The sequence below is a fragment of the Kribbella polygonati genome (assembly GCF_050320105.1).
Classification (GTDB): Bacteria; Actinomycetota; Actinomycetes; order Propionibacteriales; family Kribbellaceae; genus Kribbella.
This window is the reverse complement of the sequence record NZ_CP190129.1, coordinates 5983971-5998260: the sequence shown is the minus strand read 5'-3', so window position 1 is coordinate 5998260 and position 14290 is coordinate 5983971. Positions and strand designations below refer to the sequence as shown.

Here is a 14290-nt window from a genome sequence, read left to right as displayed (position 1 = left end):
ACGACGTACTCGGCGGCGGGCGGAACCATTTCGGATGCGGGTGGCGTCCTTCAGCCCGACCGAACATCACATAGGTGCGGAGGGCAACAATGAACGAGGTAGGCCGGAACCGGCGTACGACCCGGATCGTGCTCGGTGGACTCGCCGCCGCGGCGGTGGTCGGCGTCGCTGTCGGCGGTACGGCGATGGCTCGCAGCAACAACGCCGACGCCGACGCCGTGGTCCAGGGTGGTCCCGTAGCCACTCCAGCCCAACCAACCACCAGCCCCACCGATGCCACCCCCTCCGCCACGCCCACCTGCTGGACACCCCCGGCGCCAACTCGGGTAACCCCCACCGCAACCACGTCCCCCACCTCGGCGACCCCAAGCCGCCGAGCAATCCCGACCCCCACGGTGGCAACCCCAACCCGAGCCATCCCTCCAAGCGTTCGCCCAACTCGCCGAGCCGCAACCCCAACCCCGCCTCCGATCACGCCCCCGAGCGCCCGTCCGACCCCGGCTGAGCCGCCGACAGTGAGTCCGACCCGTCGCGCCGTACTGCCGCCGACGGAGCCGCCCACGGTAAGCCCGACCCGTCGCGCTGTACCCAGGCCGACGCCGCCTCCCACCGTGAGCCCGCGCCACGTCGCGACTCCGACCCAGCCGCCGAGCCTCCGCCCAACCCGCGGGACGGTGCCCACGGCAACCGTCTCACCGAGCGCCGTCCCGAGCGCCCGCCGCGTCGCAACGCCGACCCTCCCGCCGACGGTGTCGCCGAGTGCGGTACCGAGCGCGGTGCCGAGTTGCGAGTCCTCTGGTACGCCGACCGCATCGCCCTCGGCCCCGCCGACCCGTACGCCCGGTCCGCGCCCCACCCCCACCGAACCGCCGACGCGCACCCCAGGCCCGCGCCCGACGCCAAGCGAACCGCCGACCGTCGCCCCAACCCGCGCCCCGCGCCCCACCCCCACCGAGCCCCCGACCCGCACCCCCGAACCCACCCGCCCACCAACGGCCTCCCCACGCGGCAAGTAGTCCCTCCCACCCGCCCCCGCGTCGTGCGGGCCGCCTCCAACCGAGCGCCCGACCCGCACCCCGAGCAGACCATCGGGTGTCGGGCGCGAGAGGCGGTGCCTAACCACCCGAGCCCGTGTCGTGCGGTCCGGCTCCAGTCGAGCTGCCAGCCCGCACCCCGATCACACCAGCGGTCTCGCCGTGCGGTGGGCGGTGGGCGGTGGGCGGTGAGCGGTGGGCGGTGGGCGGTCGGCCTGACGGCCGACACTCACCGAGCCGGGGCCAACACACGCCGGCGCCGCGTTATCCGCCGAGGGGTCTGGAGCGGTGCCGAGCCCGGACCCCCACCACTCACCAAGCAGGCAGCCGCAGGTTCGCTGGAGGGCAAGCGGGGCTGCGGTTGCTCTGTTGTGGTCGTTTGGTGAGTGGTGGCGGTCCGGCTGGTGTAGGAGGTTGTGTGTTGTCCGCCTTGGTGGCGTGGGTGTTTGGCGGGCAGCCGGCGCGCTTGCGGGTGTTCTTGCAGGTGGTAGGTGCTCGGATGGCCACCACTCACGAAGCAGGTGCCACGCGCGCGGCGGTGTGGTCAGCAGGCGTGCGTGCTTCTTGGCGACGGTTGGTGAGTGGTGGCGGTCCGGTGGGTGCAGGTTGTGTGTTGGATGTCTTGGTGGCGTGGGGGTTTGCAGATCGGCCGCGTTCGCGGGTGTTCTCGCAGGTGGTAGGTGCCCGGACCGCCACCGCTCACCAAGTAGGTGCCGGCTGGGTGGATAGCAGGCGTGTGGGCGCGGGTGGTGAGTGGTGGTGGGCGGAGCTGCAGGCCATCACAATCGGTGGGGCTGGGGGTGGTTGTGCGGGGGACGGCGGGGTGGTGGGGGATTGTGATGGGGTGGGGGTCCGTGTCTCGGTCGCCGCGGGGCGGTCGGTGGCCGTGATGGGGATGCTTGGTCGGGAGCGTGGGGACTGACAGGTGGGCGCCCGCAGGGTTGGTGTGGGCGCCCCGGGGGTCAGCAGGTGCCGAAGGTGCCGGTGTTTACCCAGGCCTTGGCTACGTACATGCCGGCGTTTACGCGGAGCCAGACGTTGCTGGTGCCTTGGGAGCCGGTGACGGATTCGCCTGTGGTTTGGCATTCGACGGTGACTTGGGCGGACTTGCCGGCCATGCCGACGACGGCGCCGGTCGAGTTGGGGGCGTTGCGGACGTTCAGGTAGCCGGACGAGATGGAGACGGTGCCGCGGCCGCCGTCGCCGGTCCACAGGTAGGTGACGTCGACCCAGCCGTTGTCGGCGAGCTTCAGCGCGTCCCAGAACACGCCGTCGGCAAGGTCGATCCCGGCCGGGTTCGCGACCGTACGGCCGAACTGGTCCTTCCCGCCGTTGTACCCGTTCTGGTACGCCGCCTGCGCCTCCGGCTTGCCCTGGGCGAGGTCCTTCCACATTTCGCGGGTCGCGCTCGGGTTCCAGTAGTCGTCCTTGGTGTTCCACGGGCCGACGTCCCACACCGGCTCGAAGGCGCAGCGCGTCGCCGTGCAGACCTTGACGGAGTACGTGCCGGATCCGTTGCCGGCCAGGCCGCGCCGGGACGGGAGCGCGACGAAGTGGTCGCGGCTGGCGATCACGTGGCCGTTGGCCGTCGTACCGCCGACCAGACCCTCGCGGGTGGCGAACACGTGCGACTTCAGCGGGGCGGCCTGGATCGTCATCCGCGGTGCGGCGGCCTTGTCGGTCGGCTGGACGGTGACGTCGCCGACCCACGGCTTCCCGCCGGTCGGCGGTGCCAGCACGATGATCCGGACCTGTACCCGGTCAGTTGCCGCCGGCAACGCGGTCGGCGTACCTGACTTGGCGGCGGTCCACTCGGACCACCTGTCGTTCGCCCACGCGCGTACGTCGACCTCGGCCGACGAACCGGCGGGTACGCCGCTCGTGTACCCGACGATCACCGCGGACGTCGGCGTACCGAACCGGACCGGGGTCAGCTCGGCCAGGCCGGAGCGCTGCTTGATCTCGGCGGCGCCGATCGTGGCGGCAGCGTCGCCGAGGACGATCCGGTTGCCGTCGAGCTTCACGTTGCTCGAGTCGGCCGGCCGGGCGGAGACGGCGACCGGTGCGGTCGGGGCCGCGGTGCTGGGTGAGGCCAGCGTAAAGGTCGCGGCAAGGATGGCCGCGGCAGCCGTCAGACAGGCTGCGGACGTGCTTGTACGAGTGATACGCATGGGCGGAACCTCCGGGGCGGTGAAGGTGTGTGCTCACCCAATGTGACTCATGAACGTCGCTTGTGGCTAGCCCGTCAATAAATTTCTTCGAAGGAGTTGGTGACGAAACAGAACCCGATCGGTCGCTCACCGGGTTTGGACCGGTGTGACAGAGGCTGAGGCTGAGGAGATTCGATGACCCGGACCGCGGACGCCGACTTCGAGCGCTTCGTGCAGGCGCAGTCGACCCCCTTGCTCCGCTTCGCGGAGATGCTGTGCGGAGATCGGCACACCGCCGAGGACCTGGTGCAGCAAGCGTTGATGCGGTCGTACCCGAAATGGCACCGGCTGGAGGGCGACCCGATGCGGTTCGTCCGCCGGGTGCTGGTGAACCGCTTCCTCAGCCAGGCCCGCCGGCGCTGGAACAACGAAGTACCCAGTGATCCGGTGCTCAACGATTGGGACCAGCGAGCGGTGGCGGACTTCGCCGGGGAGGTGCAGACCAGGGAGGCCGTGCTCTCGGCCCTGAGTGGTCTGACCGTCCGGGAAAGAGCCGTGGTCGCGCTGCGCTACTCGCAGGATCTCTCCGAGGCCGAGACCGCCGAGCTGCTCGGCATGGCACCCGGGACCGTGAAGAGCACGGCATCCCGTGGGCTGGCCAAGTTGCGTCTGGCACCCGACCTGATCGACAGCGGAGTTGGAGGAAACTGATGAGTGACGAGAAGCGAGTACGCGACGCTCTCACGTACGAGATGGAGCCCTGGCAGCCGAACGCCGCCGACCTGATGCGGCGCGGCAAGCGGCTCACCTGGCTGCGCCGCGGGCTGGCCGCGGCGGGTGTCACCGCCCTCGCCGGAACCGTTGCGACGGTGTCCGCGGCGGTGGGTGGACCGGCGCCGGTGAAGAACCTGCTGGCCGGTGGCGGCAAGCCGCCGGTGCCGGCCGTGGTCCCGACCGACACCCCGAAGGTGCCGACGGTCGACCCGACCTGTCTGCCGCAGCAGCCGGCCAAGCCGCAGCTGCCGAAGGTGACGGTGTCGGTGAACAAGACCATCGACCCGAACACCCCGCCGTCGGTCCCGGCCAAGCCCACCCTGCCGACCGGCAAGCCGAGCCTGCCGTCGAAGCCGAGCCTCCCGACCGCGATCCCCACGCTGCCGAGCAAGCCGACGCTGCCGTCCAAGCCGTCCCTGCCGGGCAAGCCGGGTACGCCGACGCTCCCCGGCAAGCCGTCCCTCCCCGGCAAGCCGACCCTCCCGCCGAAGCCGACCCTCCCGTCGACCAAGCCCACGCTGCCGAACGTGCCGACGACCAAGCCGACCCTGCCAGGCAAGCCGACCCTGCCGGGGAAGCCAACGATGCCGGGCAAGCCGAACCTGCCCACCAAGCCGTCGCTGCCCGCGAAGCCCACGCTTCCGGAGCCGACCGCGGTCCCGTCGCAGCAGCTCCCCGACTGCGTCCACGGCGTACCGACCGAGAAGCCGTCGCTTCCTGAGCCGACCCTCCCGGGCAAGCCCACCGACAAGCCGTCGCTGCCGAAGCCGTCGGCCTCGGTCTCGGCCGGTGTCGAGGTGACGGTCGACCCGGGTACGCCGGCGGTCCCGACCGCGAAGCCGACCCTGCCGTCGAAGCCCACGCTGCCGTCCAAGCCGACCATCCCGGCGCCGACCGGAAAGCCCAGCTTCCCGACCCCGGGCGTCCCGACGTCGTTCCCTACCGGCCACCCCTCCATCGGCCGCTAGGGCTCCCGGCCACCGGCGAGTAGGTCAACCCTGCAGGCCTACTCGCCGGTGGCACCATCCACGAGTTCGCGGGCCACGTCCAGGTGGCCCGCGTGCCGGGCGTATTCCTGCAGCACGTGAAACAGGATCCAGTTCAGCGTCGGCCGGTCGTCGGTCCCGAAACGGCCCCCGGCCGACGCACTCTCGGCTGGATCCCGGCCGCTCACCACCTGGCGGGTGAACTCCCCACCCGCGTGCAGCTGAGCGAGCAGCCCGTCAAGAGTGTCCTCCGGCGCGAGCGTCCAGCGCCCGTCCGGGTTGTCAGCAGAGTCGCCCCACGGGTGCTCGACCTGCTCGGCGGTGAATCCCCACCGCAGCCAGCGCCGTTCCATGAAGATCAGGTGCTTCAGCAGCTCCAGCGGCGTCCAGCCCGACGGAAGCCGGCTGCTGCGCAGGTCGGCGTCGCTCAGGCCGGTCAGCTTCGCCGAGATGATCCCGCGGTACCGGTCGAGGTACTGCAGGTGCAGCTCGATCGTGTCCGAGACCTCCCGGCCCGGCTTCACGACAGCGCCCGCAGGTACTCGGCGGTGGCGTCGTCGGCTGGGTAGAAGGACTCGATCATCAGCTCCGACACGGTCACGTCCAGCGGCGTACCGAACGTCGCGATCGTGGTCAGCAAGGACAGCTCCCGTCCGTCGTGGGTGAGTTCGAGCGGTACGACGACATCGGTCGGGCCTGGCGCGGCCGGCTGGTCGTGGACGGCGTACTCGCGGAGCTCGTCGTACAGGTCCTGCAGCTCGGGGTCCGCCGTACTGGCGACCTGCCGCTGCAGGCTGGTCAGTACGGCGGCGCGGACGTCGGCGAGGTTGCCGATCCGCCGGGCCAGGCCGTCCGGGTGCAGGGTCAGCCGGAGTGCGTTGACCGGTGCCTGCAGCAACTTCTCGTCGACGCCCGCGGTGAAGATCGCGATCCCGGCGTTCGCCTCGACGATGTTCCACCAGCGGTCGACGACGAGTGCCGGGTACGGCGCGTGGGCCTCGAGCAGGCGGCGCAGCGTCGTACGGATCGCGAGCATCGCCGGCGAGTGCAGCGACGCCTCGCTGTAGATCGGCGCGAAACCGCCCGCCAGCAGCAGCTGGTTGCGGTCCCGGAGCGGTACGTCGAGGTGCTCGGCCAACCGCAGCACCATGTCGCGACTGGGCTTGGACCGCCCGGTCTCGACGAAGCTCACGTGCCGCGTGGACACCTCGACCCGGTTCGCCAGCTCGAGCTGACTGAGCCGCCGGCGTTCCCGCCAGCCGCGCAGGAGCTGCCCCACCGGGCGCTGGAAGGTCTCCTCGATCGTCGCTGCCATAGCTCCGACGTTATCGGGTCGCTCCTGGATGACATAGACAGTTCCATTACCTGTGACGTCATCGACGGTACGCCGGGTGTGGCGGCAAGGTTCTGGTCAGCAGAACCGACCAAGGAGGAAACACCATGAACGCCAAGGCTCTCGCCGACCAGTACTTCACGATGTGGAACGCCGCCGATGCGGACCGCCGGGCCGAGCTGATCGCGGCCACCTGGACCACGGACGCGACCTTCCAGGACCCGAGCTTCGAGACCACCGGACACGACGAGCTGAACAAGCTGGTCGGCGCCGCGCAGCACATGTTCCCGGGGCTGAGCTTCGTCCGGATCGGCGACATCGACGAGCACCACAGCTACCTGCGCTGGACCTGGCACCTGCAGGCCGAGGGGCAGGAGCCGGTGGCGGGCGGCACCGACGTCGTCGTCCTGGACGCCGACGGCAAGATCCAGAAGCTGATCGGGTTCCACGACTTCGCACCGGCGCACTGATACCCGGGTATGCGACCGGGGGATGACGCCGGACTAGCCGAACGGTTGATGTGATCCGGGTGAGCTGCCGCATAGGTTGGCGGGCATGTGGAGATCGTTGACGGCGGCATCGATGGCCGGAGCCGTGGTGTTCGCCGTCGTACCGGCAGGTACGGCGGCGGCCGCGGAATCCCTGTCCTGGAAGGAATGTAGGCCCGGCGCGGTCGAGCAGTGCGCGACGCTGACCGTGCCGCTGGACTGGTCGAGACCGTCCGGTCCGACCACGAAGGTCTTCGTCGCGAAGGTGCCGGCGAAGGATCAGAAACACAAGCTCGGTGCGCTGTTCTTCAACCCGGGTGGGCCCGGTGGCGCGGGCGGGTCGATCTTCGCGGCGGGGCTCGCGGATGCTGTTCTGCCGCAGTTCCGGGACAGGTACGACCTGGTCAGCTTCGATCCGCGCGGGACCGGGAGCAGCAGCCAGCTCGACTGCGGCCCGGTGCTGCGCCGCGGCGTACCGGTGTTCCCGAAGACGAAGGCGCAGTACGACGCTCTCGTGGCGTCGAGCCGGGCGACGGGTGAGCAGTGCCTGAAGCAGCACGGCGACCTGATGCGGAACCTCGACGCCCGGACGGTCGCGCACGACATGGACGCGATCCGGGCGGCGCTCGGCGAGTCGAAGTTCAACTACATCGGCCTGTCGTACGGGTCGTATCTCGGCACGCTGTATGCGCAGCAGTTCCCGCAACGCGTCGGCCGGATGGTGCTCGACGGGATCGTCGACCACAAGCAGGATCCGGCGAAGTTCATGCTGGACGAGGCGAAGGTGATGGAGGACGGCTTCAACCGGTTCGCTGCCTGGTGCTCGAAGGAGGCGTCCTGCGCGTTGCACGGGCAGAACGTCGGCGCCGTCTGGGACCGGACCGTGGCGAAGGCCGACAAGACCCCGCTACCAAGCCCGAGAGGCCCGGTGAACGGAGACGTGATCCGGATGGCCTTGCCGAGTTTGTTGCCCTTGACATCAATGGTGTCGGACAATTGGCCGGCGCTCGCGACCGCGCTCGCGAAGGCGGCGAAGGGCGACGGCACCGACGTCGCGAACATCAGCTACGTGGGCGATCCCGAGACGGCGTACGCGGCGGTGTCCTGCATGGACCTGCCAGGTGAGCTGCGTGGGTACGCCGATGTGCGCGCCCGGCTCGCGCTGGCGAAGGCGGTCGCGCCGCGCGTCGGTGCCGCGGTCGAGGGCTGGGCGATCACGGCCGCCTGTGCCGGCTGGCCGATCCCGCCGAGCAATCCGTGGCAGGCGACGCCGGTGCACGGTGCGCCGCCGATCCTGATCACGTCGACGCTGCACGACCCGTCGACGCCGGTCGTCAACGCCCGCAGCCTGGCGCGGCAGATCGACAACAGCCGACTGCTCACCGCCGACACGTTCGGGCACACGGCGTACTTCAACTCACAGTGCGCGCGCGACGCGATCACGACGTACCTCCTGAAGGGACAGATGCCTACGGACAGCTGCTAATTCGGTCGCGCCGTGTTGGTGGCGGGCGCACCATGGAACGCATGCTCACCACCGAGGAGCTGGAAATTTTCGAGCGGGACGGGATCGTGAAGATCCCGTCCGCGTTCTCCGTCGACGAGGCTGCCGGGATGCGCGACGTGCTGTGGCGCGAGCTCTCCGAGCGGCACGGGATGGACCGGGACGACCGGACGACGTGGACGGTGTTGCGGCCGACCGGTCTGAAGACGACGAAGTTCGACCGCCGGGCACACGCGATCCTCGGGCCGCGGGTGCGGTCCGCGCTCGACGGCCTGCTCGGCGAATGGCTGGAGCCGAAGCACCAGGGACAGGTGCTGGTGACGATGCCGGAGGGTGTGCCGTGGGCGGTGCCGCATCGGCAGTGGCACACGGACGCGGGCTTCGAGGAGCCGTTGCACGCCGTGAAGATCTGGGCGTTCTACGACTCGGTTGGTCCAGGAGGCGGTGGTACGCCGCAGGTCGCGGGCTCGCACCGGGTGTTCGAGCGGTTCCTGACCACGACCGAGGAGCGCGAGTTCAAGGCGGTCCGTGACCAGCTGCTGCGGTCCGATCCGTGGTTCCGGAACCTCACGTCCGAGGAGCGTACGGTCGACCCGATGGAGCCGGTGGACCTGGACGGTCTGCCGGTGCGCGTCGTCGAGCTGACGGGTCAGGCGGGTGACGTGTACCTGACGCATCCGTGGATCCTGCACTCGATCGCGCCGAACGCGGCCGACGTACCCCGGATGATGCGCAGCCGGTTCATCTACCGAGCGCGGTGATCAACCGGGCGCAGCGGACCGGATCTTCGGTCAGCCCGACCGAGAGCCCCCACAGCCAGTAGCCGACGGTCCGCCAGATCACCCAGTCGCGCGCCCGGTCCCGCTCGAGTGCGGCCTCGGCGACGGCGAGGTCGAAGTACTCGACGATGTCGTGCATCTCGTCCAGCCGGGTCCACAGCACCCGGCCGAGATCGAACTCGATGTCGCCGCGGTACAGCAGCGGGTCGACGGTCAACCACGGCTCCCGGGTTCCGGCGAGGACCTGGTCGGAGTGGAAGTCGCCGTTGACCGCGAGCGTCGACGTGGTTTCGGTCGGGGCGACGTCGACTGCTTCGCGCAGGACAGCCACGTCGAACGGTCGGCCGAGCTGCTCCCACCGTGGCTCCAGCTCGGCCGTCCAGGTCGTCACGAGGTCCGCGGTCGACGGCGCGTCGTCCGGCCCCGGCACGGCGAGCCGGCGCATCAGCCGTCCGAGTACGGCGGCCGCCTCGTCGATCGGTCGGCTCGTCAAGGGCGTGGACAACCGCTCCAGCAGCATCGCCCCAGCCTCGGCGTCGGCGTCGTACAGCTGGGCCATGCCCCGGCCTGCCCACCAGTTGAGCGCCCAGACCTGCTCGTCGACCTCGGTACCCGGCGGCGACATCCGCAGGACGAACTCCGCACCGTCCCGCGCAACCGGGATGACGATGGCGTTCGACCCGTGTGCAACCGCTCCCACGACGGTCAGATCCCACTCCGCACACTGCCGGTCAACCGCCGCCGGCAGCCCTTCCAGCCACTCGCCGCCCTCCGTCCACCACCGCGGCATCGCCAGGAACGCCTCCGGCAACTTGATCATCGCGTCAACTTATCGGGGCATCTCGGGGCATTTCATCCGATTTCGATCTGGCCTCCCCGGCGGCGGGCTCGGGGATCATGATGTGGGGATGGTTGATGTTGACGGATTGCAGTTCGACGCGCAGGTGTCCCGGCGGATCGAGGCGGTGTACACGACGCCGGACGTGGTCGAGCAGCGGCAGGCGGTGCGGGCCGCGCTGGCGTTGCGGCCCGGTGACCGGGTGCTGGACATCGGCGTCGGGCCGGGGCTGCTGGCCGCGGAGATGGCCGGCGAGGTCGGGCCGGACGGGCGGATCTGCGGGATCGACATCAGCGACAGCATGCTCGCGATCGCGCGCACCCGCGCCGACGTACCGGGCGGACCCGGGGTCGAGCTCGAGCAGGCGTCGGTCGACCGGATCCCGTACCCGGCGGAGAGCTTCGACGTCGTGGTCTCCACCCAGGTCTTCGAGTACGTCGAGGACGTGGCCGGCGCGCTCCGCGAGGTACGGCGGGTGCTGCGGCCGGCGGGTCGCGTCGTACTGCTGGACACCGACTGGGGTTCGGTGGTGTGGCGGTCGAACGACGATCCGCGGATGGCGCGGGTGCTGACCGCGTTCGAGGACCACCTGGCGGATCCGCACCTGCCGCGGACCTTGGCCGACGTACTGGTGAAGACCGGATTCACGCCCACGCACCAGCAGGTGGTGCCGATCCTGAACACCGGGTACGACGAACGCACGTTCAGTGCCGGGCTGATCGACATCGTGTCGGACTTCGTCCCCGGGCACGGCGACGTGACGGCCGAGGAGACCGCTGCCTGGGCGAACGACCTGCGCGGCCTCGGCGACAGCTACTTCTTCAGCCTCAACCGCTACCTGTTCGTCGCGTCCGCATTGTGAGAGTTACCGGAGTCGGCGGGTGCATCCTGGGAGTGACACACCCGCCGCGCCGGTCGTTCTCCCGCCCCTCAGTGGGAGAACTCGCGGCTCGGTGAACACCACCCATGCCCGAATGGCACTGACCGAACCGCGGGACCACCTACTGGTACCCCAGATTCCGGCCCGGCACACCTCCCGGCACGCTGGACGGCCGGAAAACTTCACATTCCTCAAACCTTCGAGGGTCCCTGACCCGGCAACGGCCTACGCTGTACGCCGATTTCGCCGCACCGGGGGTCGGTGCGCGGGGAGGATCCGCCATGCCGGAAGTGTTCGACGACGAGCTGACCGAAGACCAGCTGGACGAACTGGAGGCGCGCGGCGCGGCCGACGACGCCGAGGTCCTGCTCGGGTCCGGAGAATTAGATGCCTGAGGCAAGGATCAGCTGGCGCGGGTTCACCATGAACAGGCGCACCGTGGCGATGGTCGAGGCCGCCGAGCGGCTGTACCACTCGAAGTTCGCGATCCTGCAGGGCTCGTACAACGCCGGCGGCGTCGAGGCCTCCGCCGGCACCCACGACGGCGGCGGCGCGGTCGACATCGACGTACGGACGAAGAGCGCCGCGCAGCGGGTCGCGGTGGTGAAGGCGCTCCGCGAGGTTGGGTTCGCCGCCTGGCTGCGGACGCCGGCGCAGGGCAACTGGCCGTACCACGTGCACGGGATCGCGGTCGGGGACAAGGACCTGTCGCGGGGTGCTGCCGTGCAGGTGGCGGAGTACCACCGGAAGCTGAACGGGCTGGCGAACCGCGGGAAGGACGACGGGCCGCCCGGGTACTACGGGATGACGTGGGAGCTGTATCTCAAGGCGCATCCGCCGAAGGAGCCGGTGCCGGACTCGACGATCTCGCTGGCGGCGATGGCGTACGCGCGGACCCACGACGCGATGACCGGGGTGTGGGGCGCGGACCGGGCGCGGGTGGTGGCGTGGGCGGCGCATCCGCGGGTCGGGGCGATCACCAAGGCGGAGACGGTGCCGGCGGCGGGGGTGCCGTGGCACCTGCACTTCCAGCGGGTGATCCGGAAGGTCCAGCTGCACTTCAAGCTCGAGGTCACCGGCATCTTCAACACCGCGGTAGCCAACGAAATGAAACGCTACGGCTACAAGATCGTCGCCTGAACTAGCCCCCAGCCCCTCACAACTCGTCCCCAGGCCAACGACAAGGCCCCACCCCCTTCAATCCAACGACAAGGCCCCACCGGTAGCAGCCGGTGGGGCCTTGGTGGTCCACTACCGCCCGGGCATCCCCGGTGCAGCTGTGGAGGTGGAGAGCGGAACCGACGCCGATGCAGGGGTCAAGACGTCAGCTCCGCTTGTCTGTGGAGTTATCTCGGATCCACCGCCCACACATGCGCGTGGTGGAACTCGAGGTGCTGCTGCAGCGCGGCCGGAGAGCCGCCGGGGTTGCCGAGCCCGAGGTGGTTCATCGTCGGTACGACGACCGCCCGGACGTCCGAGCGTTTCACCTCGTCGAGCAGTGCGTGGAAGGCTGCGGACTCGGCCGAGTCGCGCTCGGTGTACACGGTGCCGAGGGTGAATCCCTCCGCGCTGGCGAAGGCGGCGAGGGAGTCCGTCGCCGCGGCCAGTTCCTCCGCGCAACTCAGCGCGTCGGCCCGTACGTACCCGAGCAGCGTCGGCCGGGTGGTCATCGTGCCGCGTCCACCACCGGCTCGCTCGTCACCCGGAGGGAGGCGAAGCGGCGCCGCATGGCTTCCTCGTACTGCACTGCCTGCTCCGCGTCGGCGGTGTGGTCCGCGATCGGGTGCGCGCCGAACCAGACCCGCACCCGACGGTGTGTTGCGGGGGCTTCGAGCGTCTCGGTCATCGCGGTTCCTTCGGCAGTCTCGGTCTCACCCCGGACGGCTTTGTCCGGCGTTGAGATAAAGAACACCAAACCTGACAGCCCTTCGGAACACTTCGGTAGGGACCTTTACAGAGCCTTGACGCAGAGTAGGGAAACCTTCGAACGTGCAGGTCAACGCCGTCTCCGGACGGTCACCGACCCCTCAGGAAAGGTGTCAAGAATGTTTGCAGCTATTTACCGGTAACGATTCGGAGACGCCCCGGGTTATTCGACGAGGAGCGAAATCTATGACGTCCTGCTAACCCTTTGCGCGCAGCTGCTTACGGACCGGTACGGCGGCGACCAGGATTCCGAGTACCGCGGCCGCCAACGGCACCGTGAGGCCGGTGCGGAACTCGTCTGCGGTCAGGTCGCCGGCCAGGACCGCGGCCACCACGGCCAGACCGAGTGCGGACCCGAACTGGAACGACGTCGTCAGTACGCCGCTCGCGAGCCCCTGCTCGTCCTCCGCCACCCGTTCGGTCGCGGCGATCGTCAACGGGCCGTACGACAGCGCGAACGCGATCCCGAGGAGCAGGAACGCCGGGAGCATCGCGGCGAAGCTCCGCCCCAGCGGCAGGAACGCGCCGTACGCCATGGCAGCGAGGACGAATCCGCCGAGGACCACCCGCCGGCCGCCGTACCGGCTGACCAGCCACGGGGTGAGGGTTGGCGCGAGGACGGCGTCGATGCCGATCACCATCAGCGCGAGCCCGGTCTCCAGCTCCGACCAGTTGCGGAGTTCTCGCAGGTACAGCACCGCGATGAACTGGAATCCGGTGAACGAGCCGACCAGCAGGACCGCGCCGAGGTTCGCTCGGACCAGGGCGGCGTTGCCCAGCAGTCCGAGTCTGATCAACGGCGTGGACACTCGCCGCTCGATGAGCGTGAAGACTGCCAGCAGGACGAAGCCTGCCGCGGCTGTCGTCAGCGTATGGGTCGCCGGTACGTCGGGTGCGCGGACGACGGTTGCCACCAGCAGAAGCATCGAACCGGTCAGGGTGAGTGCGCCGCCGAGGTCGAAGCCGCCGCGGTTCCGGACCGCGGTGTCGCGGGGGATCAGCACGAGCGCCCCGGCGAGGAGTACCGCGGCGACGATCACCGGCGCGAAGAACACCCATCGCCAGTTGACGGCGGAGAGCAGTCCGCCGGTGACCATCCCGAGCGAGAACCCGCCGGCGGCGGTACCGGCGTACACCAGCAAGGCCTTGTTGCGCTGCGGTCCCTCTGGGTAGGTCGTGGTGATGATGGACAGCCCGGCCGGGGTCAGGAACGCGGCCGCGATGCCGGTGACGAAGCGGGCGAGGATCAGCACCCAGCCCTCGGTGGCGAACCCGCCGAGGCCGCTGAACAACAGGAAGACCACGAGCCAGCTGACGAACATCCGGCGCCGGCCGAGCAGGTCCGCGGCGCGGCCGCCGAGCAGCACGAAGCCCCCGTAGCTGAGCGCGTAGGCGCTGACGATCCATTGCAGTTCGCCGACGGCCAGGCCGAGCTCGGCCCGGATCGACGGCAGCGCGACGCCCATCATCGAGACGTCGATGCCTTCCAGGAAGATCGCGCCGCAGAGGACGAGGAGTACGGCCCAGGCGCGGCCGGTCAGGCGCTCCGGGGTGATGGTTGACGACACAGGAGTGGTTCCTTTCATGGTTACCTCTTG

The 14290-nt window shown here is 69.8% G+C and carries 14 protein-coding genes; 7 read left to right on the top strand and 7 right to left on the bottom strand.

Annotated elements, in window-relative coordinates; genetic code table 11:
* Nucleotides 1–1996: 1996 nt before the first annotated feature.
* On the bottom strand, nucleotides 1997–3205 hold the full coding sequence (locus ACQHIV_RS28350; RefSeq protein ID WP_427886726.1) for a hypothetical protein: 1209 nt from the start codon (nucleotides 3203–3205) through the stop codon (nucleotides 1997–1999).
* A 174-nt stretch (nucleotides 3206–3379) separates the two neighbouring features.
* Here ACQHIV_RS28350 and ACQHIV_RS28345 point away from each other — a divergent pair, with 174 nt between their 5' ends.
* Together ACQHIV_RS28345 and ACQHIV_RS28340 are read left to right on the top strand one after the other, a co-directional pair.
* Nucleotides 3380–3895: a SigE family RNA polymerase sigma factor gene (locus tag ACQHIV_RS28345; protein ID WP_427886724.1), complete on the top strand. Its 516-nt coding sequence runs from the start codon at nucleotides 3380–3382 to the stop codon at nucleotides 3893–3895.
* A complete protein-coding gene (locus ACQHIV_RS28340) occupies nucleotides 3895–4926 on the top strand; it encodes a hypothetical protein (RefSeq protein ID WP_427886722.1) in 1032 nt (343 codons plus the stop codon). The genes ACQHIV_RS28345 and ACQHIV_RS28340 overlap by 1 nt, the downstream gene beginning before the upstream one ends.
* Nucleotides 4927–4964: 38 nt before the next feature.
* Here the strand turns inward: ACQHIV_RS28340 and ACQHIV_RS28335 are convergent, their stop codons facing one another.
* Together ACQHIV_RS28335 and ACQHIV_RS28330 are read right to left on the bottom strand one after the other, a co-directional pair.
* A complete protein-coding gene (locus ACQHIV_RS28335) occupies nucleotides 4965–5468 on the bottom strand; it encodes a DinB family protein (RefSeq protein WP_427886720.1) in 504 nt (167 codons plus the stop codon).
* Nucleotides 5465–6259 carry a helix-turn-helix domain-containing protein gene (locus ACQHIV_RS28330; protein ID WP_427886718.1) on the bottom strand — a complete coding sequence of 265 codons (795 nt, stop codon included), beginning with the start codon at nucleotides 6257–6259 and terminating at the stop codon, nucleotides 5465–5467. The genes ACQHIV_RS28335 and ACQHIV_RS28330 overlap by 4 nt, the downstream gene beginning before the upstream one ends.
* 125 nt (nucleotides 6260–6384) lie before the next feature.
* On the opposite strand from ACQHIV_RS28330, the gene ACQHIV_RS28325 reads away from it, so the two are divergent.
* The 3 genes from ACQHIV_RS28325 (at nucleotide 6385) to ACQHIV_RS28315 (ending at nucleotide 9030) form a co-directional block, all read left to right on the top strand.
* Complete coding sequence (locus ACQHIV_RS28325; RefSeq protein WP_427886716.1) at nucleotides 6385–6747, top strand: nuclear transport factor 2 family protein; 363 nt, start codon at nucleotides 6385–6387, stop codon at nucleotides 6745–6747.
* 85 nt (nucleotides 6748–6832) lie between these two features.
* Nucleotides 6833–8251 (top strand): alpha/beta hydrolase, encoded by a 1419-nt coding sequence (locus ACQHIV_RS28320; RefSeq protein WP_427886714.1) that lies wholly within the window; start codon nucleotides 6833–6835, stop codon nucleotides 8249–8251.
* 41 nt (nucleotides 8252–8292) lie between these two features.
* On the top strand, nucleotides 8293–9030 hold the full coding sequence (locus tag ACQHIV_RS28315) for a phytanoyl-CoA dioxygenase family protein (RefSeq protein WP_427886712.1): 738 nt from the start codon (nucleotides 8293–8295) through the stop codon (nucleotides 9028–9030).
* On the opposite strand, the gene ACQHIV_RS28310 is transcribed toward ACQHIV_RS28315, so the two are convergent.
* Complete coding sequence (locus ACQHIV_RS28310; RefSeq protein ID WP_427886711.1) at nucleotides 9011–9868, bottom strand: aminoglycoside phosphotransferase family protein; 858 nt, start codon at nucleotides 9866–9868, stop codon at nucleotides 9011–9013. The two genes, ACQHIV_RS28315 and ACQHIV_RS28310, sit on opposite strands and share 20 nt — an antisense overlap.
* A gap of 88 nt (nucleotides 9869–9956) precedes the next feature.
* On the opposite strand from ACQHIV_RS28310, the gene ACQHIV_RS28305 reads away from it, so the two are divergent.
* Entirely contained in the window at nucleotides 9957–10748 is a 792-nt protein-coding gene (locus ACQHIV_RS28305; protein WP_427886709.1) for a methyltransferase domain-containing protein, read from the top strand.
* Nucleotides 10749–11153: 405 nt separating this feature from the next.
* Nucleotides 11154–11906, top strand: coding sequence for a hypothetical protein (locus tag ACQHIV_RS28300; protein WP_427886707.1), 753 nt, complete (start codon nucleotides 11154–11156; stop codon nucleotides 11904–11906).
* Between the two features lie 206 nt (nucleotides 11907–12112).
* On the opposite strand, the gene ACQHIV_RS28295 is transcribed toward ACQHIV_RS28300, so the two are convergent.
* The 3 genes from ACQHIV_RS28295 to ACQHIV_RS28285 form a co-directional block, all read right to left on the bottom strand.
* Nucleotides 12113–12436 carry a hypothetical protein gene (locus tag ACQHIV_RS28295; protein WP_427886705.1) on the bottom strand — a complete coding sequence of 108 codons (324 nt, stop codon included), beginning with the start codon at nucleotides 12434–12436 and terminating at the stop codon, nucleotides 12113–12115.
* Nucleotides 12433–12612, bottom strand: a complete 180-nt coding sequence (locus ACQHIV_RS28290; RefSeq protein WP_380190534.1) for a hypothetical protein — start codon at nucleotides 12610–12612, stop codon at nucleotides 12433–12435. The genes ACQHIV_RS28295 and ACQHIV_RS28290 overlap by 4 nt, the downstream gene beginning before the upstream one ends.
* 277 nt (nucleotides 12613–12889) lie before the next feature.
* The gene (locus ACQHIV_RS28285; RefSeq protein WP_427886703.1) at nucleotides 12890–14260 is read right to left on the bottom strand and encodes an MFS transporter; all 1371 of its coding nucleotides are present in this window, start codon (nucleotides 14258–14260) and stop codon (nucleotides 12890–12892) included.
* Nucleotides 14261–14290: the final 30 nt, after the last annotated feature.

What these genes read in the sequence shown, in the direction of transcription:
- ACQHIV_RS28350 (WP_427886726.1), bottom strand. Translation starts at nt 3,205, where the DNA reads ATGCGTATCACTCGTACAAGCACGTCCGCAGCCTGTCTGACGGCTGCC.
- ACQHIV_RS28345 (WP_427886724.1), top strand. Translation starts at nt 3,380, where the DNA reads ATGACCCGGACCGCGGACGCCGACTTCGAGCGCTTCGTGCAGGCGCAG.
- ACQHIV_RS28340 (WP_427886722.1), top strand. Translation starts at nt 3,895, where the DNA reads ATGAGTGACGAGAAGCGAGTACGCGACGCTCTCACGTACGAGATGGAG.
- ACQHIV_RS28330 (WP_427886718.1), bottom strand. Translation starts at nt 6,259, where the DNA reads ATGGCAGCGACGATCGAGGAGACCTTCCAGCGCCCGGTGGGGCAGCTC.
- ACQHIV_RS28325 (WP_427886716.1), top strand. Translation starts at nt 6,385, where the DNA reads ATGAACGCCAAGGCTCTCGCCGACCAGTACTTCACGATGTGGAACGCC.
- ACQHIV_RS28320 (WP_427886714.1), top strand. Translation starts at nt 6,833, where the DNA reads ATGTGGAGATCGTTGACGGCGGCATCGATGGCCGGAGCCGTGGTGTTC.
- ACQHIV_RS28315 (WP_427886712.1), top strand. Translation starts at nt 8,293, where the DNA reads ATGCTCACCACCGAGGAGCTGGAAATTTTCGAGCGGGACGGGATCGTG.
- ACQHIV_RS28310 (WP_427886711.1), bottom strand. Translation starts at nt 9,868, where the DNA reads ATGATCAAGTTGCCGGAGGCGTTCCTGGCGATGCCGCGGTGGTGGACG.
- ACQHIV_RS28305 (WP_427886709.1), top strand. Translation starts at nt 9,957, where the DNA reads ATGGTTGATGTTGACGGATTGCAGTTCGACGCGCAGGTGTCCCGGCGG.
- ACQHIV_RS28300 (WP_427886707.1), top strand. Translation starts at nt 11,154, where the DNA reads ATGCCTGAGGCAAGGATCAGCTGGCGCGGGTTCACCATGAACAGGCGC.
- ACQHIV_RS28295 (WP_427886705.1), bottom strand. Translation starts at nt 12,436, where the DNA reads ATGACCACCCGGCCGACGCTGCTCGGGTACGTACGGGCCGACGCGCTG.
- ACQHIV_RS28290 (WP_380190534.1), bottom strand. Translation starts at nt 12,612, where the DNA reads ATGACCGAGACGCTCGAAGCCCCCGCAACACACCGTCGGGTGCGGGTC.